Annotated in this window: 15 protein-coding genes; 13 read left to right on the top strand and 2 right to left on the bottom strand. The window is 67.3% G+C overall.

Annotated elements, in window-relative coordinates; genetic code table 11:
* Positions 1-25 precede the first annotated feature (25 nt).
* The 10 genes from Q9246_RS11710 (at position 26) to lpdA (ending at position 11,111) form a co-directional block, all read left to right on the top strand.
* Positions 26-1,363 (top strand): hemolysin family protein, encoded by a 1,338-nt coding sequence (locus Q9246_RS11710; RefSeq protein WP_306397718.1) that lies wholly within the window; start codon positions 26-28, stop codon positions 1,361-1,363.
* A 106-nt stretch (positions 1,364-1,469) separates the two neighbouring features.
* Positions 1,470-2,222 (top strand): SDR family NAD(P)-dependent oxidoreductase, encoded by a 753-nt coding sequence (locus Q9246_RS11715; protein ID WP_306397719.1) that lies wholly within the window; start codon positions 1,470-1,472, stop codon positions 2,220-2,222.
* A 48-nt stretch (positions 2,223-2,270) separates the two neighbouring features.
* A complete protein-coding gene (locus tag Q9246_RS11720) occupies positions 2,271-3,077 on the top strand; it encodes a TlpA disulfide reductase family protein (RefSeq protein ID WP_306397720.1) in 807 nt (268 codons plus the stop codon).
* Between the two features lie 66 nt (positions 3,078-3,143).
* Positions 3,144-3,845, top strand: a complete 702-nt coding sequence (locus Q9246_RS11725) for an MBL fold metallo-hydrolase (protein ID WP_306397721.1) — start codon at positions 3,144-3,146, stop codon at positions 3,843-3,845.
* Positions 3,846-4,101: 256 nt separating this feature from the next.
* Positions 4,102-5,454: an amino acid permease gene (locus Q9246_RS11730; protein WP_306397722.1), complete on the top strand. Its 1,353-nt coding sequence runs from the start codon at positions 4,102-4,104 to the stop codon at positions 5,452-5,454.
* A 74-nt stretch (positions 5,455-5,528) separates the two neighbouring features.
* Positions 5,529-5,918 (top strand): hypothetical protein, encoded by a 390-nt coding sequence (locus tag Q9246_RS11735; protein ID WP_306397723.1) that lies wholly within the window; start codon positions 5,529-5,531, stop codon positions 5,916-5,918.
* Between the two features lie 170 nt (positions 5,919-6,088).
* Positions 6,089-7,321: a 3-methyl-2-oxobutanoate dehydrogenase (2-methylpropanoyl-transferring) subunit alpha gene (locus Q9246_RS11740; RefSeq protein WP_306397724.1), complete on the top strand. Its 1,233-nt coding sequence runs from the start codon at positions 6,089-6,091 to the stop codon at positions 7,319-7,321.
* A gap of 38 nt (positions 7,322-7,359) precedes the next feature.
* Positions 7,360-8,370 (top strand): alpha-ketoacid dehydrogenase subunit beta, encoded by a 1,011-nt coding sequence (locus tag Q9246_RS11745; RefSeq protein WP_306398154.1) that lies wholly within the window; start codon positions 7,360-7,362, stop codon positions 8,368-8,370.
* Positions 8,371-8,374: 4 nt separating this feature from the next.
* On the top strand, positions 8,375-9,712 hold the full coding sequence (locus tag Q9246_RS11750) for a dihydrolipoamide acetyltransferase family protein (RefSeq protein WP_306397725.1): 1,338 nt from the start codon (positions 8,375-8,377) through the stop codon (positions 9,710-9,712).
* Positions 9,713-9,716: 4 nt separating this feature from the next.
* Positions 9,717-11,111, top strand: coding sequence for a dihydrolipoyl dehydrogenase (lpdA, locus tag Q9246_RS11755; protein ID WP_306397726.1), 1,395 nt, complete (start codon positions 9,717-9,719; stop codon positions 11,109-11,111).
* Positions 11,112-11,176: 65 nt separating this feature from the next.
* On the opposite strand, the gene Q9246_RS11760 is transcribed toward lpdA, so the two are convergent.
* Positions 11,177-11,806 (bottom strand): TetR/AcrR family transcriptional regulator, encoded by a 630-nt coding sequence (locus tag Q9246_RS11760; protein ID WP_306397727.1) that lies wholly within the window; start codon positions 11,804-11,806, stop codon positions 11,177-11,179.
* 147 nt (positions 11,807-11,953) lie between these two features.
* Here Q9246_RS11760 and Q9246_RS11765 point away from each other — a divergent pair, with 147 nt between their 5' ends.
* On the top strand, positions 11,954-12,505 hold the full coding sequence (locus tag Q9246_RS11765; protein ID WP_306397728.1) for a GNAT family N-acetyltransferase: 552 nt from the start codon (positions 11,954-11,956) through the stop codon (positions 12,503-12,505).
* 5 nt (positions 12,506-12,510) lie between these two features.
* Here the strand turns inward: Q9246_RS11765 and Q9246_RS11770 are convergent, their stop codons facing one another.
* Positions 12,511-12,828 carry a hypothetical protein gene (locus tag Q9246_RS11770; RefSeq protein WP_306397729.1) on the bottom strand — a complete coding sequence of 106 codons (318 nt, stop codon included), beginning with the start codon at positions 12,826-12,828 and terminating at the stop codon, positions 12,511-12,513.
* 306 nt (positions 12,829-13,134) lie between these two features.
* Between Q9246_RS11770 and Q9246_RS11775 the strand changes: the two genes are divergently transcribed.
* Positions 13,135-14,742 (top strand): methyl-accepting chemotaxis protein, encoded by a 1,608-nt coding sequence (locus Q9246_RS11775; RefSeq protein ID WP_306397730.1) that lies wholly within the window; start codon positions 13,135-13,137, stop codon positions 14,740-14,742.
* A gap of 185 nt (positions 14,743-14,927) precedes the next feature.
* Positions 14,928-17,183 carry a TonB-dependent receptor gene (locus Q9246_RS11780; protein ID WP_306397731.1) on the top strand — a complete coding sequence of 752 codons (2,256 nt, stop codon included), beginning with the start codon at positions 14,928-14,930 and terminating at the stop codon, positions 17,181-17,183.
* Positions 17,184-17,203 lie beyond the last annotated feature (20 nt).

Genomic DNA, 17,203 nt, shown 5'->3' on the forward strand with positions numbered 1-17,203 from the left:
TCCGGTGATGGGGCAAGAGCCCAGCATGTCAGACATATTGATCATCCTCGTTCTGATCCTCTTGAACGGGGTGTTCGCGATGAGCGAACTCGCGCTCGTCTCCGCCAAGCGCATGCGCCTGGAACGGCGCGCCGAAGAAGGCAGCCGCGGCGCGCGCACCGCCATCGAGCTGGCCGACAATCCCAGCCATTTCCTTTCCACCGTCCAGGTTGGGATCACCCTGATCGGCATCTTCACCGGCGCCTTCGGCGAAGCCTCGCTGGTCTCGCGCCTGACGCCGCAGATCGAGACGGTAACCGTGCTGGCGCCGTACGCCTACGAGATCGCGCTGTTCGTCGTCGTGCTGGGCATCACCTTCGTCTCGATCATCCTGGGCGAACTGGTCCCGAAGCGCATCGCGATGCGCCATCCCGAGACGATGGCGACGCTGATCGCGCCGCCGCTCAATATGCTGTCGGTGATCATGTCGCCGTTCGTGAAAGTGCTGTCGCTGACCACCGAGGCGATCGTGCGCCTGCTCGGGATCCACGACGCGAAAGAAGACGCGCCGACCGAGGAAGACATCGCCGGCATGTTCAAGGAAGGCACCGACGCCGGCCTGTTCGAGAAGACCGAGTACGACATCGTCTCGCGCGCGCTGCGGCTGGACGACCGCCACCTGAAGGCCCTCATGACGCCGCGCGTCGACCTGGTCATGATCGACCTCGACGCCGAGCGGCGCGACACCCTGGAACTCATCAGCTGCCACGGCTACAGCCGCTTTCCGGTCTACCGCGGCGACCGCGCCCAGATCCTCGGCTATGTGAAAGTGCGCGACCTGCTGGCGCAATCGGTGCGCCATGGCTCGCTCGAGGCGGTCAATATCGAGCACGCGGTGTCGGAAGTCCTGTTCGTGCCCGAGACCGTGAGCGCCATGGTGCTGCTCGAGCTGTTCAAGAAGAACCGCTCCGAACTGGCCCTCATCGTCGACGAGTACGGCGACATCCAGGGCATGGTCACCCTGTCCGACGTGATGAGCGCCCTGGTGGGCGACGTCACCGTGATCGGCGAAGAGAACGATCCGGACGCGGTGCAGCGCCAGGACGGCAGCTGGCTGCTCGACGGCGGCGTGGACCTGGATCGCTTCAGGGACCTGATGAATACCGACCTGCGCTTCCCGGACGAAGGGACCGGGGCCTACCACACGCTGGCGGGCTTCGTGCTGTACCAGTTCGGCTACATCCCCAAGACTTCCGAGTTCTTCGACTGGGGCGGCTACCGCGTCGAGGTGGTCGACATGGACGGCAACCGGATCGACCGCATCCTGGTGGCGCAGCTGGCGCCGCCGCAGCCGGCGCCCGAGCAGGCGCCCGGCATGCCGTAAGCGGCGCCCGATGTCACGCAAGCGGTAGCCGACTCGTCCTGCATACGGGACGCGGGCGCCATTCCCGGCGCCCGGTCCCGTCATGCCAGAACAGGAGTCGAGCATCATGCAAGAATCGAACAACCGGGTCATCCTGATCACGGGCGGCGCGGCCGGCATCGGCCGGGCCGCCGCACTACGCTTCGCCCAGGACGGCGCGCGCGTCGTCGTCACCGGCCGGCGCGAGGCGCCGCTCCAGGCGCTTGCCGCCGAACAGCCGGGCATCGGCTATGTGGTGGCCGACGCCGGCAAGGCCGCCGACGCGGCGCGCACGATCGCCACCGTCATCGAACGCCACGGCCGCCTGGACGTCCTGGTGAACAACGCCGGCGCCGGCGCCATCCTGCCGCTGCAGGAAGCCGACGCGGAACGCATCCGCGACATCTTCGAGGTGAACGTGATCGGACCGTCGCTGCTGGCGCGCGCCGCGCTGCCGCACCTCGAGGCCAGCGGCGGCGCCATCGTCAACCTGTCGTCCACGTTCGGCCACAAGGCCGGCGCGCTGCTGTCGCACTACGGCGCCAGCAAGGCCGCGATCGAACACCTGACGCGCTGCTGGGCGCTGGAACTGGCGCCGCGCGGCATCCGCGTCAACGCGGTGGCCGCCGGGCCGACCGAAACCGACTTCCTGGCCGAGCGGATGGGACTCACGCCGGAGCAGATCGAGGCGGTCAAGGCCGAGGAAACGGCCCGCATTCCGCTGGGCCGGCGCGGCGCCCCGGCGGACGTGGCCGAGGTCATCGTCGCGCTGGCAGGGCCGATGGGCGGCTGGATCACCGGCCAGGTGCTGGCGGTCGATGGCGGCTTGAACATCGCCTAGCCGGCACGGGCGCGTATACTTGCGCTTTTGCCAGCGCAAGGAAGCAGCATGGACGTCGTCAGGCTCGGCCCCCTCATCATCCCCATCTCGGCGGTATTGACCGTGCTGGCCATCCTGGCGGCGACCACCACGGCCGACTGGCTGTATCGCCGGCGCGGGTTCGACGCCGGCACCGTGTTGTGGCGGATGATACTGGCCGGTTTCGTCGCCGCGCGCGCCGTATTCGTGCTCAAGCACCACGACATCTACCTCAAGGCGCCGTGGACCGCCCTGGATATCCGCGACGGCGGCTTCGAACTCGTGGCCGGACTGATCGTGGCCTGTGTGGTCGGTGCCGAGCTGACCCGGCGTCGCGCCGAACTGCGTCGCCCGCTGCTGGCGAGCGCGCTGGCCGGCGCCGCGGTCTGGCTCGGCGGCACCCTGGCCGCCCAGGCCCTGGCGCCGCCGCGCCCGCCCATGCCCGACCTGATGGTGCGCCAGCTCGACGGCAGCGAAGTAGCGCTGCGCAGCCTCGCGGGCCGGCCGCTGGTGGTCAACCTGTGGGCCACCTGGTGCCCGCCCTGCCGGCGCGAGATGCCGGCCATGCAGGCGGCGCAGGCGGCGAACCCCGACATCGGCTTCGTGTTCGTCAACCAGCGCGAGTCCGCCGTGGTCGTGCGCCGCTTCCTGGCCACCCAGCAGCTGCGCCTGCAGAACGTCGTGATCGACCCGGCCGGCCAGCTCGCGGCGCGCACCGGCGCGGCCGGCTACCCGACCACGCTGTTCTATGACGCCGACGGCAGGCTACGGCTGCGCCATGTGGGCGAATTGTCGGAGGCGACGTTGAGGGAGAAGCTGGAAGCGTTGCGGCCATGAGCCGTCGACAGGCTACCGCGCAGTAGCGACTTGTGGTAAAACATCGCCGCAACCGAGGAGATGTCTATGCAAGTCAATCCGATCCAGCTGTTCGACCCCGAATCGTCGACGTTCACGTACATCCTGGCCGCCCCCGGCAGCTTCGACGCCGTCATCATCGACCCGGTCGACCGCCATTTCATGCGCGACCTGGCCCATATCGAACGCCTCGGCCTGACCCTCACCCATGTGCTGGAAACCCATGCCCATGCCGACCACGTGACCTCGGCCGGCCGCCTGCGCCAGCACACCGGCGCCAAGGCCTGCGTGCCGAGCGGTTGCGACATTCCGCCGGCCGAGGTGCAGCTGCAGGATGGCGACCAGATCCGCTTCGGCCTGCACGAACACATCGCGGTGATCCACACGCCTGGCCACACGGCCGGCAGCATGTGCTATCTGTGGCGCGGCAACCTGTTCACCGGCGACACCCTGCTGATCGACGGCTGCGGGCGCACCGATTTCCAGAGCGGCAGTTCGGAGCAGCTCTACGACAGCGTCACGCGCAAGCTGTTTACGCTCGACGACCACATCCTGGTGTGGCCCGGCCACGACTACAAGGGCCAGTCGGTCTCGAGCATTGGCTGGGAACGGCGCCACAATGCGCGCCTGGCCAACCGTAGCCGCGACGACTTCGTCGCCCTGATGGCGGCGCTCGACCTGCCGCGGCCGCGGATGATGGACGTCGCCGTGCCGGCAAACCGCAATTTGGGCTTGCCGCACAGCGTCTGACGGGTTTCTAACAAGTCAATAACGCCAGGTACGCTTCGGCACCGGAGGACGCTTCAACACCCTGGTCTGAAACTGTTTCCAGATCAGCCCTGCCAGGGCCATCATGATCATCTTGCGCATGGTTTCTCCTAAATAGTATTCGGCGACGTGCCGTCACCCCCAGCATAGCCGCAGCCGGCGCCAGGCGGCGCAGGTTTGCCTCATCCCAAGGATGCAGTAGAATCCCTGTCTTTCTGGCAAGACCACGAGACCGACCATGGCCGACGGGCACAATGAACTCAAGCGCGGGCTGAAGAACCGCCACATCCAGCTGATCGCCCTCGGCGGCGCCATCGGCACCGGCCTGTTCCTCGGCATCGCCTCGACCATCCAGATGGCCGGCCCCTCGGTGCTGCTGGGCTATGCGATCGCCGGCGCGGTCGCCTTCCTGATCATGCGCCAGCTGGGCGAGATGATCGTCGACGAGCCGGTGGCCGGCTCGTTCAGCCACTTCGCCGACAAATACTGCGGGCGCTGGGCCGGCTTCGTCTCTGGCTGGAATTACTGGGTGATGTACATCCTCGTCAGCCTGGCCGAGCTGACCGCGCTCGGCATCTACATGCAATACTGGTTCCCGGACCTGCCCACCTGGGTGTCGGCGCTCGGCTTCTTCGTGCTGGTCAACTGCATCAGCCTGCTCAACGTGAAAGCCTTCGGCGAGATGGAGTTCTGGTTCGCCGTCATCAAGGTGGTAGCGGTGGTCGGCATGATCGTGTTCGGCCTGTACCTCCTGGTCGGCGGCGGCGCCGGGCCCGAGGCCGGCGTGGCCAACCTGTGGCAGCACGGCGGCTTTTTCCCGCACGGCGTCGCCGGGCTGGCGATGGCAATGGCGGTCATCATGTTCTCGTTCGGCGGCCTGGAACTGATCGGCATTACCGCCGCCGAAGCCGACGACCCGGCGCGCACCATCCCGCGCGCCACCAACAATGCCCTGTACCGTATCCTGATCTTCTACATCGGCGCGCTGGCCGTGCTGCTGATGCTGTATCCGTGGCAAAAGGTGGTCACCGGCGGCAGTCCCTTCGTATTGATCTTCCAGGCGCTCGACAGCGGCTGGGTCGCCAACGTCCTCAACCTCGTGGTGCTGACCGCAGCGCTGTCGGTCTACAACGGCTGCGTGTACGCCAACAGCCGCATGCTGTTCGGCCTGGCCGAACAGGGCAATGCGCCGGCTTCGCTCAAGTACACCAACCGCCGCGGGGTGCCGCTGGTCGCGCTGGGCGTGTCGGCGGTGGCCACCGGTTCGGCGATCTTCATCAATTATTTCCTGCCGCGCGAGGCGCTGGGCATGGTCATGACCCTGGCCACGGCCGCGCTGGTGCTCAACTGGGCGATGATCTCGTGGAGCCACCTGCGCTTCCGGCGCCACAAGGACAGCCTGGGCCAGCGGGCGAGCTTCCGCAGTCCGTGGTTCCCGCTGTCGAACTATGTGTGCCTGGGCTTCGTTGCCTTGCTGCTGATCGTGATGCTGCTCACGCCCGGCCTGCGCATCTCGGTGTTCCTGATCCCGGTGTGGCTGGCGGTGCTGGGCCTGGGTTACTGGCTGCGCGAAGGACACAGGGCCCGCTGACGGCATGCGGCCTTTACGCGCGCGGACCGATGGTTGCAGCTGCTACACTGCACCATCCCATCTGATGCGCGACCATGAATATTGCCTTGCTACATCTTACGGGCCCGGACAGTGCGCTTGCCGCTTTCTGCGACGCGCTCCAGCTTGAACCGTCCGCGAGCTGGAAGGCGGGCGACGCGCGCAGTCGCGGCAAAGTCCATGCTTCTTCGGGCTGCACGATCGACATCGCCGATGCCCCGACACCGTCGGCCATGCTCGAGAGTATCCGGCGATTCCTGGAACGCTGCGAGACCGGCAATGTCATCTTGCCCGCTTACAAGCTTCACGGCGAACTGTCCATCGGTATCGCGGTCGGCGACGCCGCGCAGTTCGCGGCCGTGCTCGAATTCACGGCCCGCGACCTGCAGCGCATCGCCGCCTCGGGAGCGACACTGACGGTCGCTGCCTATCCTGTTGCCGATTAACGCCTTCTCCCGCCAAACGTTCTAGAGTGGACGATGCACTCCACCTCGTGCGCGGCATCCAGTCTATGTTGCACAGCAATATGAAAATAGTTGTCCGCAGTTGACGTAAACGTCAAGTAAGCGGCTATCATGCTCCTTGCTGCAAAACACCTCAAAAGGGAAAGCATATTATGAGCCAGAGCAATCCTCTGTCGCTGCACGTACCGGAGCCTACCGGCCGCCCGGGCTGCAAGACCGATTTTACCTACCTCCAGGTGAGCCCCGCCGGTTCCGTCCGGCGTCCACCGATCGATGTCGCACCGTTGGAGACCAGCGACATCGCCCAACAACTGATCCGCGTGCTCGACGAGGACGGCAATGCCGTCGGCCCCTGGGCCGAGGAGCCCGACCGCGAGCTGCTGCGCTTTGGCCTGCGCACCATGATGAAGACCCGCATCTTCGATGCGCGCATGGTGATCGCCCAGCGCCAGAAGAAGATGTCGTTCTACATGATCTCGCTCGGCGAAGAGGCGATCGGCACCGCCCACGCCCTCGCCCTGCAGCATGGCGACATGAATTTCCCGACCTATCGCCAGCAAAGCCTCCTGATGGCGCGCGAGGTGCCGATGGTCGACATGATCTGCCAGCTGCTGTCGAACGAGCGCGATCCCCTCAAGGGCCGCCAGTTGCCGGTGATGTACTCGGTGCGCGAATCCGGCTTCTTCACCATTTCGGGCAACCTTGCCACCCAGTACCCGCAAGCGGTCGGCTGGGCCATGGCTTCCGCCATCAAGGGCGACTCAAAAATAGCGTCGGCCTGGATCGGCGACGGCGCCACCGCCGAATCCGATTTCTCGACCGCCCTCACCTTTGCCCATGTGTACCGCGCGCCGGTCATCCTCAACGTGGTCAACAACCAGTGGGCGATCTCGAGCTTCCAGGCGATCGCCGGCGGCGAGAGCGTGACCTTCGCCACCCGCGGTATCGGCAGCGGCATCGCCTCGCTGCGCGTGGACGGCAACGACTTCCTGGCCGTGTTGTCGGCCTCGCGCTGGGCCGCCGAAAGGGCGCGCAACAACCTCGGCCCGACCCTGATCGAATGGGTCACCTACCGCGCCGGCCCGCACTCGACCTCGGACGATCCGGCCCGCTACCGCCCGGCCGACGACTACGCCCGCTTCCCGCTGGGCGACCCGATCGCCCGCCTGCGCCAGTACCTGACGAATCTGGGCTGGTGGTCGGATGCCGAGCACGAGACCGTACAAAGCGAACTGGAAGCCGAAGTGCTGGCTGCCCAGAAGGAGGCCGAAAGCTACGGCATCCTGGGCGACGAGCGCGCACCGAGCGCCGCGACCATGTTCGAGGACGTTTATAAAGACATGCCGGAGCACCTGCGCCGTCAGCGTCAGCAGTTGGGAGTATGAGCATGGCACGAGACGATCAACCAAAAGACACGGCCACCATGCCGATGACCATGATCCAGGCCCTGCGCTCGGCCATGGACGTGATGATGGAACGCGACGACAACGTCGTGGTGTATGGCCAGGACGTCGGCTACTTTGGCGGCGTGTTCCGCGTCACCGACGGCCTGCAGGCGAAGTACGGCAAGTCGCGCGTGTTCGACGCGCCGATCTCGGAGGGCGGCATCGTCGGCACCGCGGTCGGCATGGCGGCCTATGGCCTGCGCCCCGTGGTCGAGATCCAGTTCGCCGACTATTTTTATCCGGCGACCGACCAGATCGTGTCCGAGGCGGCGCGCCTGCGCTACCGCTCGGCCGGCGAATTCACCTCGTCGATGGTGATCCGCATGCCTTGCGGCGGCGGCATCTACGGCGGCCAGACCCACAGCCAGAGCCCCGAGGCCTTCTTTACCCACGTGTGCGGCCTGCGCACCGTGATGCCGTCGAATCCGTACGACGCCAAGGGTCTGCTCATCGCCTCGATCGAGAACGACGATCCGGTGATCTTCCTGGAACCCAAGCGCCTGTACAACGGTCCGTTCGACGGCCACCACGACCGCCCGGTCGTGCCCTGGTCGGGCCATCCGAAGGGCGAAGTCCCGACGGGTCACTACACCGTCGACCTCGATAAAGCCGCCATCGTCCGTCCCGGCAACGACGTCACCGTGCTGGCCTACGGCACCATGGTCTGGGTCGCCGAGGCGGCGGCGCGCGAGTCCGGCGTCGATGCCGAAGTGATCGACCTGCGCAGCATCTGGCCGCTCGACCTCGACACCATCGTCAACTCGGTCAAGAAGACCGGCCGCTGCGTGATCGTGCACGAAGCGACGCAGACCAGCGGCTTCGGCGCCGAACTGGCGGCGCTGGTGCAGGAACACTGCTTCTACCAGCTGGAGGCGCCGATCGGGCGCGTGGCCGGCTGGGACACCCCGTATCCGCATGCGCAGGAATGGGCTTATTTCCCTGGGCCCGACCGTGTCGGCGCGGCCCTGAAACGCGTGATGGAGGGTTGATCCGATGGGTATTCACGTCATCAAGATGCCGGACCTCGGCGAAGGCATTGCCGAAGTCGAAGTCGTGGCCTGGCATGTGCAGCCGGGCGACGTTGTAAAAGAAGACCAGGTGCTGGCCGACGTCATGACCGACAAGGCGACGGTCGAGATTCCGTCGCCGGTCGCCGGCACCATCACGAGCCTGGGCGGCGCGATCGGCCAGTCGCTGGCCGTGGGCGCGGAACTGATCCGCCTCGAAGTCGAAGGCGCCGGCAACCTGAAGGAAGGTGCCGACAAGGCGAAACAGGAGCCGGTGAAGACGGCCGCCGCCACCGCGCCGGCCGAGGAAGTGGCCGAGCCGCAGCTCGAAGCCGTGGCCGCGCATGTAGCGCCGGCCCGCGCAGCGGCTTTGGCGCCGAGCAAGCCGGCGCCGGCCGCACGTCCGGCCCAGCCGTCGAAAGGCGCGCCGCAACTGCGCGCCGAAGGCGAGAAACCGCTGGCCCCGCCCGCCGTGCGCCAGCGCGCCTGGGATTTGGGTGTGGAGCTCCAGTTCGTGGCCGGCAGCGGCCCGCTTGGACGCATCACCCACGCCGACCTGGACGCCCACGTGGCTGGCCGCCGCGCGGGCAGCGCCCATGGCGCCGACGAGCGCTACGCCGAGCAGCACGGCGAGCATGCGACCCAGGTCATCGGCCTGCGCCGCAAGATCGCCGAGAAGATGCAAGAGGCGAAACGCAACATCCCGCACTTCACCTATGTCGAGGAAGTCGACGTCACCGAACTGGAAGCGCTGCGCATCCAGCTCAACGCCCGTTACGGCGCCGAGCGCGGCAAGCTGACCCTGCTGCCGCTCCTGATGCGCGCCGTGGTGCTGGCCCTGCGCAGCTATCCGATGATGAGCGCGCGCTACGACGACGACAAGAACCTGCTCACCACCTACGACGCGGCCCATATCGGCATCGCGGCCCAGACCGACAACGGCCTGATGGTGCCGGTGGTGCGCCACGCCGAATCGCGCGACCCGTGGTCGAGCGCGGCCGAGATCGCGCGCCTGGCCGATGCCGCGCGCACTGGCAAGGCCTCCCGCGACGAGCTGACCGGCTCGACCATCACCATCACCAGCCTGGGCGCGCTGGGCGGCATCGTCACTACCCCGGTGATCAACCGTCCGGAGGTGGCGATCGTGGGCGTCAACCGCATCGTCGACCGCCCGGTGATCCGCGACGGCGCGATGGTCGCGCGCAAGATGATGAACCTGTCGTCCTCGTTCGACCACCGCGTGATCGACGGCATGGTGGCGGCCCAGTTCGTGCAGGCGATCCGCGGCTACCTTGAGTTCCCTGCAACCCTGTTCGTGGAGTGAGCCGATGGAGACGATCAATACGACTCTGCTCATCGTCGGCGGCGGCCCCGGCGGCTACGTGGCAGGCATCCGCGCCGGCCAGCTCGGCATCCCGGCCATCGTGGTCGAGGGCGCCAACCCCGGCGGCACCTGCCTGAACATCGGCTGCATCCCGTCGAAGGCGCTGATCCATGCGGCCGACGAATACCACAAGGCCGCGACCTATGCGGCCCAGGAGTCGCCGCTCGGTATCAGCGTCGAGAGCCCCAGGATCGACCTGGCGCGCACCGTGGCCTGGAAGGACGGCATCGTCAAGCGCCTGACCGGCGGCGTCGGCGCCCTGCTGAAGAAACAGGGCGTGCGCGTGGTGCACGGCTGGGCGCGCGTCCTGGACGGCAAGACGGTCGAAGTCGAGGCCGACGGCCAGGCATCGGTGCGCATCCGCTGCGAGCACCTGCTGCTGGCCAGCGGCTCGCAAGCCGTCGAGCTGCCCTTCATGCCGTTCGGCGGCAACGTCATCTCGTCGACCGAAGCGCTGTCGCAGGACAGCGTGCCGCGCCGCCTGGTGGTGGTCGGCGCCGGCTACATCGGCCTCGAGCTGGGCACGGCCTACCGCAAGCTGGGCAGCCAGGTGACGGTGGTCGAGGCGGCCGAGCGCATCCTGCCGGCGTATGACGCCGAGCTGGTGAAGCCAGTCGCCAAGTCGCTCGAACGCCTGGGTGTCGAGCTGCGCCTGGCGACCTCGGTGCTGGGCATGGAAGGCGGGCAGGTGAAAGTGCGCGACGCGTCCGGCGTCGAAGCGTATCTGGAAGCCGACAAGGTGCTGGTGGCCGTCGGCCGCAAGCCCGCCACCACCGGCTGGGGCCTGGAAAACCTGATGCTCGACATGGCCGGCCGCGCGGTCAAGGTCGACGAGCAGTGCCGCACCTCGATGCGCAATGTGTGGGCGATCGGCGACCTGACGGGCGAACCGATGCTGGCCCACCGCGCCATGGCCCAGGGCGAGATGGTGGCCGAGATCATCGCCGGCAAGCGCCGCTGGTTCCAGCCGGCCGCGATTCCGGCGGTATGCTATACCGATCCCGAGATCGTGGTGGCCGGCATGTCGCCGGACGAAGCTGCCGCCGCCGGGATCGACGCCATTAGCGCCAGCTTCCCGTTCAGCGCCAATGGCCGCGCGATGACGATCGAAGGCACCGACGGTTTCGTGCGCGTGGTCGCGCGCAAGGACAACCACCTGATCCTCGGCTGGCAGGCGGTCGGCGTCGGCGTGTCGGAACTGGCAGGCGGCTTCACCCAGTCGATCGAACTGGGCGCCCAACTGGAAGACGTCGCCCGCACCATCCACGCCCACCCGACCCTGGGCGAGGCGGTGCAGGAAGCCGCGCTGCGCGCGCTCGGCCACGCGCTGCACATCTAAGTACCTGTTAAAAACCCGCGCCGCCCCGCCAGGGGTGGCGCTGTTCTTCGGCCTACCTTTCTACATCACGACGGTTTTCGGGCGCATGGCGTCTGCGCCATCGCCGTCCCGAGCCGCAGGGCGGCATCGACCGCGCTGTCGATCGGCGGCTCGTAGCCATCCTCGATCCAGCGCAGCGCAATCTGGATCACCCCGCCAATCACCCCGGCCTGCAACAGGGCGTCACCGACCATCCCCGGCGCCAGCAGTTGCGCGACTTCGCGCCCGATGTGGCGCAGCGAGGCGTCGAACGCCTGGTCGACGGCGCGGCTCACGCCGCGGATCTCGACCAGGAACACGCGCGCCGAGCGCGGCTCGCGCTGCAAGGCAGCAAAATACGCATGCAGCATCGCGCGCGAACGCGCCACCTCGTCGTGTCCGGCCGCTTCGCCGGCACGCAGGATCTCGCCCAGCACGGCATAGGTGACGGCGTTATAGCAGTCGATCAGCAGCGCCTCGCTGTTGGCGAACGACTCGTAGAAATAACGTTCGGTCAAGCCGGCCGCCTCGCAGACCGCCTTGACGGTCGCCTGGTGATAGCCGCGTTCGCCGTAAACGTCGATGGCGCCCGCGATCAGCCGGCTGCGGCGCTCGGCGCGGCGCTGCTCCTGGGATTGCCCGCGATAGGAGCGCGTAGTGGGAAGCACTTGGTTCATCACCACATTTTGACACAAACTTGCCCTTGGTTATCAGACAATATTGCTTGTCAGTAAGAAGATCGTGAAATATGTGTGTCTTGGCATCTTGCTGGCGCCGCTCCGCGATGCGATGATCGCACTTTTCACCACTCCTGGCGAACGACCATGACCCACGTCGACGTGATCCGTACCGACCGGCTGTTGCTGCGCACGTGGCGCGACGACGATGCCGCTCCCTTCCAGGCCTTGAACGACGATCCGCGCGTGCATGCCTACCTGCCCGGCCCGATGAGCGCCGCGCAAGTGGAAGGCTTCATGCAGGCGCACAATGCCATGCTGCGCGACACCGGCATGTGCTACCTGGCGATCGAAGTGGTCGAGAGTGGAGAACTGGCCGGAATCGTCGGCCTGAAGCGGCATCGCGACACGCTGCCGTTTGCGCCCTGTACCGATATCGGCTGGCGCCTGGGCGCAGCGCACTGGGGCAAGGGCTATGCCACCGAGGGCGCCGCTGCCTGCCTGCATTACGGGTTCGAACGACTTGGGCTGGACGAGATCGTGTCGTTCACCGTGCCGGACAACTTGCGCTCGCGCCAGGTGATGGAACGGCTGGGCATGCGCCGCGATCCGGATGGCGATTTCGACCATCCGGCCCTGGCGCCGGATCACCGCCTGGCGCGCCACGTGCTGTATCGTTTGGCGCGCCCGCGCGGCTAGCCGCGCTACTTGTCCTGGCGGCTGGCGCCAGTCTCGGACTGGCGCTTGCCGGCGCCCTGGAAACCCTCGTCGGACTGGGCGTCGTCCGAACCGCCGGCCAGCAGGTCGTCGGTGCGGCCGGCCGAACCCTGGCCGCCCTGCCGTTGTTCACTGCCCTGCTGCTGCGCGCCGCCCTGCTGGCGCTGGACCGAATCCTTGCGCTCGGCACTGGCGCCGACCTCGCCGGTCGCGCCGGCGCCCATGGTGGCGGCGCTGGTAGTGCCATCGGTGACCTGGTCCCAGCTGCGTCCCTTGGCGTTGTCCTTGCGGTCTGGTGTCGACATGGCGTTCTCCTCGAAACTGTGAAAGTGACCTTCATCTTAGCCACCACGCGGCCGGCGGCAATCGGCGCTCGGCTCCGTCCGCTGTAGGACTCCGGCTAGCAAGGAGAAGCCAGCCAATTGCAACATCATGAACGAAATTGTGTTGCAAATTTGCCGCAAGGAAATGTAATTTTTCGGATTTGCCGGTTATACTGCCGCTATCCGACATCTCGTGTCGCAGCATTCCCACCAGGGAATCGCACAGCGGCGCCTCATCCCAGCCCGGCCGCACCCCGCGGTCATCTAAGCAGCCTGGAAACTATCTCCGTGAAACAACTGAATATCGGCGCCCGCCTGGGGCTTGGCTTTGCCATTGTCCTCCTGCTTCTCGTCGCCTTGAGCGCCACCGCACTCACGCGCATGCAAGCGGCGGGTGACCTCACCTACCGCCTCGTCGACACCAGCATCAAGAACCAGCGCACCCTGGCCGAGTGGCGCCGCAACATCGAAGTCAACAGCGCCATCAACGAAACCGTGTATTACGCCCAGGATGCCGGCATCCTCGACGTCATCGGCCCGCGCCGCCAGGCCATCACCAGCCGCTCCAACGTGCTGCAGAAAGAGATCGAGGAATCGCTGCGCAACCCCGGCGTGCGCGAGCAGTTCACCTTCGTCAAGGAAGAACGGGTCGGCTACATGGCCGCCCGCGACGCCCTGTTCAAGGCCAGGCGCGACGGCGACCAGGCGCAGCTGGACGCCATCTACCGCGACCAGCTGACGCCGCGCACCGTCTCCTACCTGGCCACGGTGGACAAGCTGGCCACCATGCAGATCGCCGCCGCCGACGCCGTCGCCCAATCGATCCTAAATTCGTATGCCAGCACCCGCGTGATCCTGTTCGTGCTGGGCGGCGCCGCGCTGCTGCTGGGCGCCGCCTGCGCCTGGTTCATCAGCCGCTCGATCACGGCGCCGCTGCGCCAGGCGGTCGAAGTGGCCGGGCGCGTGGCCGAAGGCGACCTCACCAGCCGCTTCAGCCAGCAGGTGCTGGACCGCCGCGACGAGGTCGGCCAGCTGATGGCGGCGCTGTTGCGCATGAACGGCAGCCTGGCGGCCATCGTCGGCCAGGTGCGCGAAGGCACAGCGACCATCGCCACCGCTTCGAACGAGATCGCGAGCGGCAACCAGGACCTGTCGAGCCGCACCGAACAGCAGGCAAGCTCGCTGGAAGAAACGGCGGCCTCGATGGAAGAACTCACGTCCACCGTGCGCCAGAATACCGAACACGCGCGGCGCGCCAACGGCCTGGCCGCCAGTGCCGCCGGCGTGGCCGGCGAAGGCGGACGCATGGTGGCCGACGTGGTCGGCACCATGGGCCGCATCGATGCCGCCTCGCAGCGCATCGTCGACATCATCGGCCTCATCGACGGCATCGCCTTCCAGACCAATATCCTGGCCCTCAACGCGGCGGTCGAGGCGGCGCGCGCCGGCGAACAGGGCCGCGGCTTCGCCGTCGTCGCCGGCGAGGTGCGCACCCTGGCCCACCGCTCGGCGGCGGCGGCCAGGGAAATCAAGGGCCTGATCGACGATTCGGTCGGCCAGGTCCAGCAAGGCACGCAGCAGGTGGCGCGCGCCGGCGCCACCATGGAGCAGATCGTGCGCAGCATCGACCAGGTCACCACCATCATGGCCGAGATCGCCGCCGCCAGCGAGGAGCAGAGCGCCGGCATCGAGCAGGTCAATACCGCAATCGTCGAGATGGACCGCGTAACGCAGCAGAACGCGGCCCTGGTCGAAGAAGCGGCAGCCGCCGCCGACGCGATGCGCGAGCAGGCCGGCCAGCTGGCGGCGGTGGTCGGCACCTTCCGGCTCGCGGACGGCGCACGGATCGGCCACGACAGGCCGCGCGCTTCGGCCTTGCTGGTTTCTACACAGTGAAGCCTGGGCGGCGTTGCAAATTGTTCGTATTCAGTTCGATAAATGTACTGGAGGCTATTGCCTAATGTAATCACCTGCTAGACTGGCGATCTTTGCATCCTCTGACGCAATTTTAATTGCAAAAAAGAACAAAGAGAGGATGCGTTACCCAGGACGGGTAAGCATCTAGACAGGGAGTCGTTTACATGAAAGCAAGGCAAGTCCGCCCAGCCCAAAAGCTGCTGGTCGCGGCAGTATCCGGTATCGTCTGCAGCATCGCCCACGCCCAGCAAGCACCTATCACCCCCGACGACGGCGGCGGCACGGCAGTGCCCGAAGTCGTCGTCACCGCCCAGCGCACCGTCTCGCTGGCCTCGCGCACCCCGGTCGCGATGAGCGTCCTGAGCGGCGAGCAGCTGCGCGACCTCGGCGCCGACAGCCCGGCCACCATTGGCCCGCGCCTGCCCAATGTGCACCTCGACCAGGCCTTCTCGGGCCTGCGCGTGACGATCCGCGGCATCAGCAACAACGACACCACCGACAAGGGCGACCCATCGGCCGCCTTCATGCTCGACGGCGTGTACATTGCCCGTCCGGCCGGCCAGAGCGCCAATATCCTCGACGTCGACCGCATCGAAGTGCTGCGCGGCCCGCAGGGCACGCTGTATGGCCGCAATACCACTGCCGGACTGGTCAACGTGATCTCGAACGCCCCGACCGACCGCCTCGAGGGCGCGCTCGGCCTGGAAATCGGCACCTACGGCAAGCGCAAGGTCGATGGCGTCGTCAATATCCCGGTGAACGACGCGCTGGCGCTGCGCGCCGCCGTCAGCCAGGTCCGCCACGATCCCTACCTGAAGAACGGCCAGGGCACGCCGCACCGGCCCGGCATGGACCGCGACGAACGCGATGCGCGCCTGAGCGCGAAGCTGCGCTTCAACCGCGACGCCAGCCTGGTGCTGCGCTACGACCATGGCGAGACCGAAGGCAATAACGACCGCTTCGTCCCCGACACCAATTTCTATACCGGCGTCGCCAGCGGCCGCCCCGTATGGCGCGACAGCACCACCGACGAACGCCTCACCAACGGCTTCCGCCCGCCCAATATGACCCCGGTCCAGGGCTGGCACGACCGCCTGGCGCGCGGCCTGTCGGCGGACCTGAGCTGGGACCTGGGCCCGGCCACCTTCCACTACCTGGCCTCACGCCGCAAGCTGGACCAGCAAATCCGCCAGAATTATTATTATCGCGTCGCCCCGACCGTGGCGCTTGGCGTGATCAACAACTACGACGGCCATAACGAACAGGATTCGCACGAGCTGCGCCTGGCCACCAATGGCGACGGCCCGCTCAGCGCCCAGGCCGGCCTGTATTACTTCAGCGAGGACTCCAACACCTCGTATGCCTTCCAGGGCCTGCAGCCGGTGGGCCTGCCGCCGTATTACTCCTTCCCGCTGCGCACCCAGGCGCGCAGCCGGGCCGTGTTCGGCCAGCTGACCTGGCGCGTGCGCGACGACCTGCGCCTGACGGCAGGTGCGCGCCGCACCGAGGACGACAAGAACCGCGTCGGCTCGACCGACTTCCAGCAGGGGCCGGTGTTCAATCCGGCCACCGACCGCCGCCTGCTGAACGCGGCCGAACTGTCCACCAGCCGCACCACCTGGCGCCTGGGCGCGGAGTTCGACCTGGCCCCGGCCACCCTGCTGTACGGCAGCCTGGCCACGGGCTACAAGGCGGGTGGCTTCAACGACGGCTGCATCGCCGGCACCAGCGCGCTGGGCATCTCTTGCCCGGCCGCGGTCGCGGTCTCGGAAAGCGCGCTGTACTACCAGCCGGAAGAACTGCGCGCCTACGAGGCCGGCCTCAAGTCGCGCCTGCTCGGCGGACGGCTGACGGTCAATGCCGCCGCCTTCCTGTACGACTACACCAACCTGCAGTTGTCGGGCACCGCCATCGTCTCGGGCGCGCCGCGCATCCTGACCAGCAATGCCGGCGTGGCCCGCTCGCGCGGCCTGGAACTGGACGGCGAAGTCGCCATCGGCAGCAACGGCCGCCTGAGCTATGGCGCCACCCTGCTCGACGCCCACTACGTGACGTATGCCCCGAACCCCAGCGTCGACTGGAGCGGGCGCAGGCTGGACCGGGCGCCGAGCCACGTCTACACCCTGGGCTACGAACACCGGTTCAGCGCCCTGGGAGGACAGCTGCGCGCCGGCGTGTTCGCGCGCAGGAGCGCCGACTACGTGATCGCGATCCCGAGCCAGGCGCTGGAATACCGCATCCCGGCCCACACCACCACCGACGCCACGCTGCGCTATCAGCCGGCCGGCGCCGCCTGGAGCCTGCTGGCCCGGGTGCGCAACCTGGAGAACTCGGTGCGGCCGTCGATCATCGACAGCTTCGGCATGACCACGCCGACCGCGCCACGCACCGCCGACCTGCGCCTCGACGTGCGCTTCTGATCCGCCACCGAAGGAGACCC

It is taken from the genome of Telluria beijingensis, assembly GCF_030770395.1.
In the GTDB taxonomy this organism is placed as follows: domain Bacteria; phylum Pseudomonadota; class Gammaproteobacteria; order Burkholderiales; family Burkholderiaceae_D; genus Telluria; species Telluria beijingensis.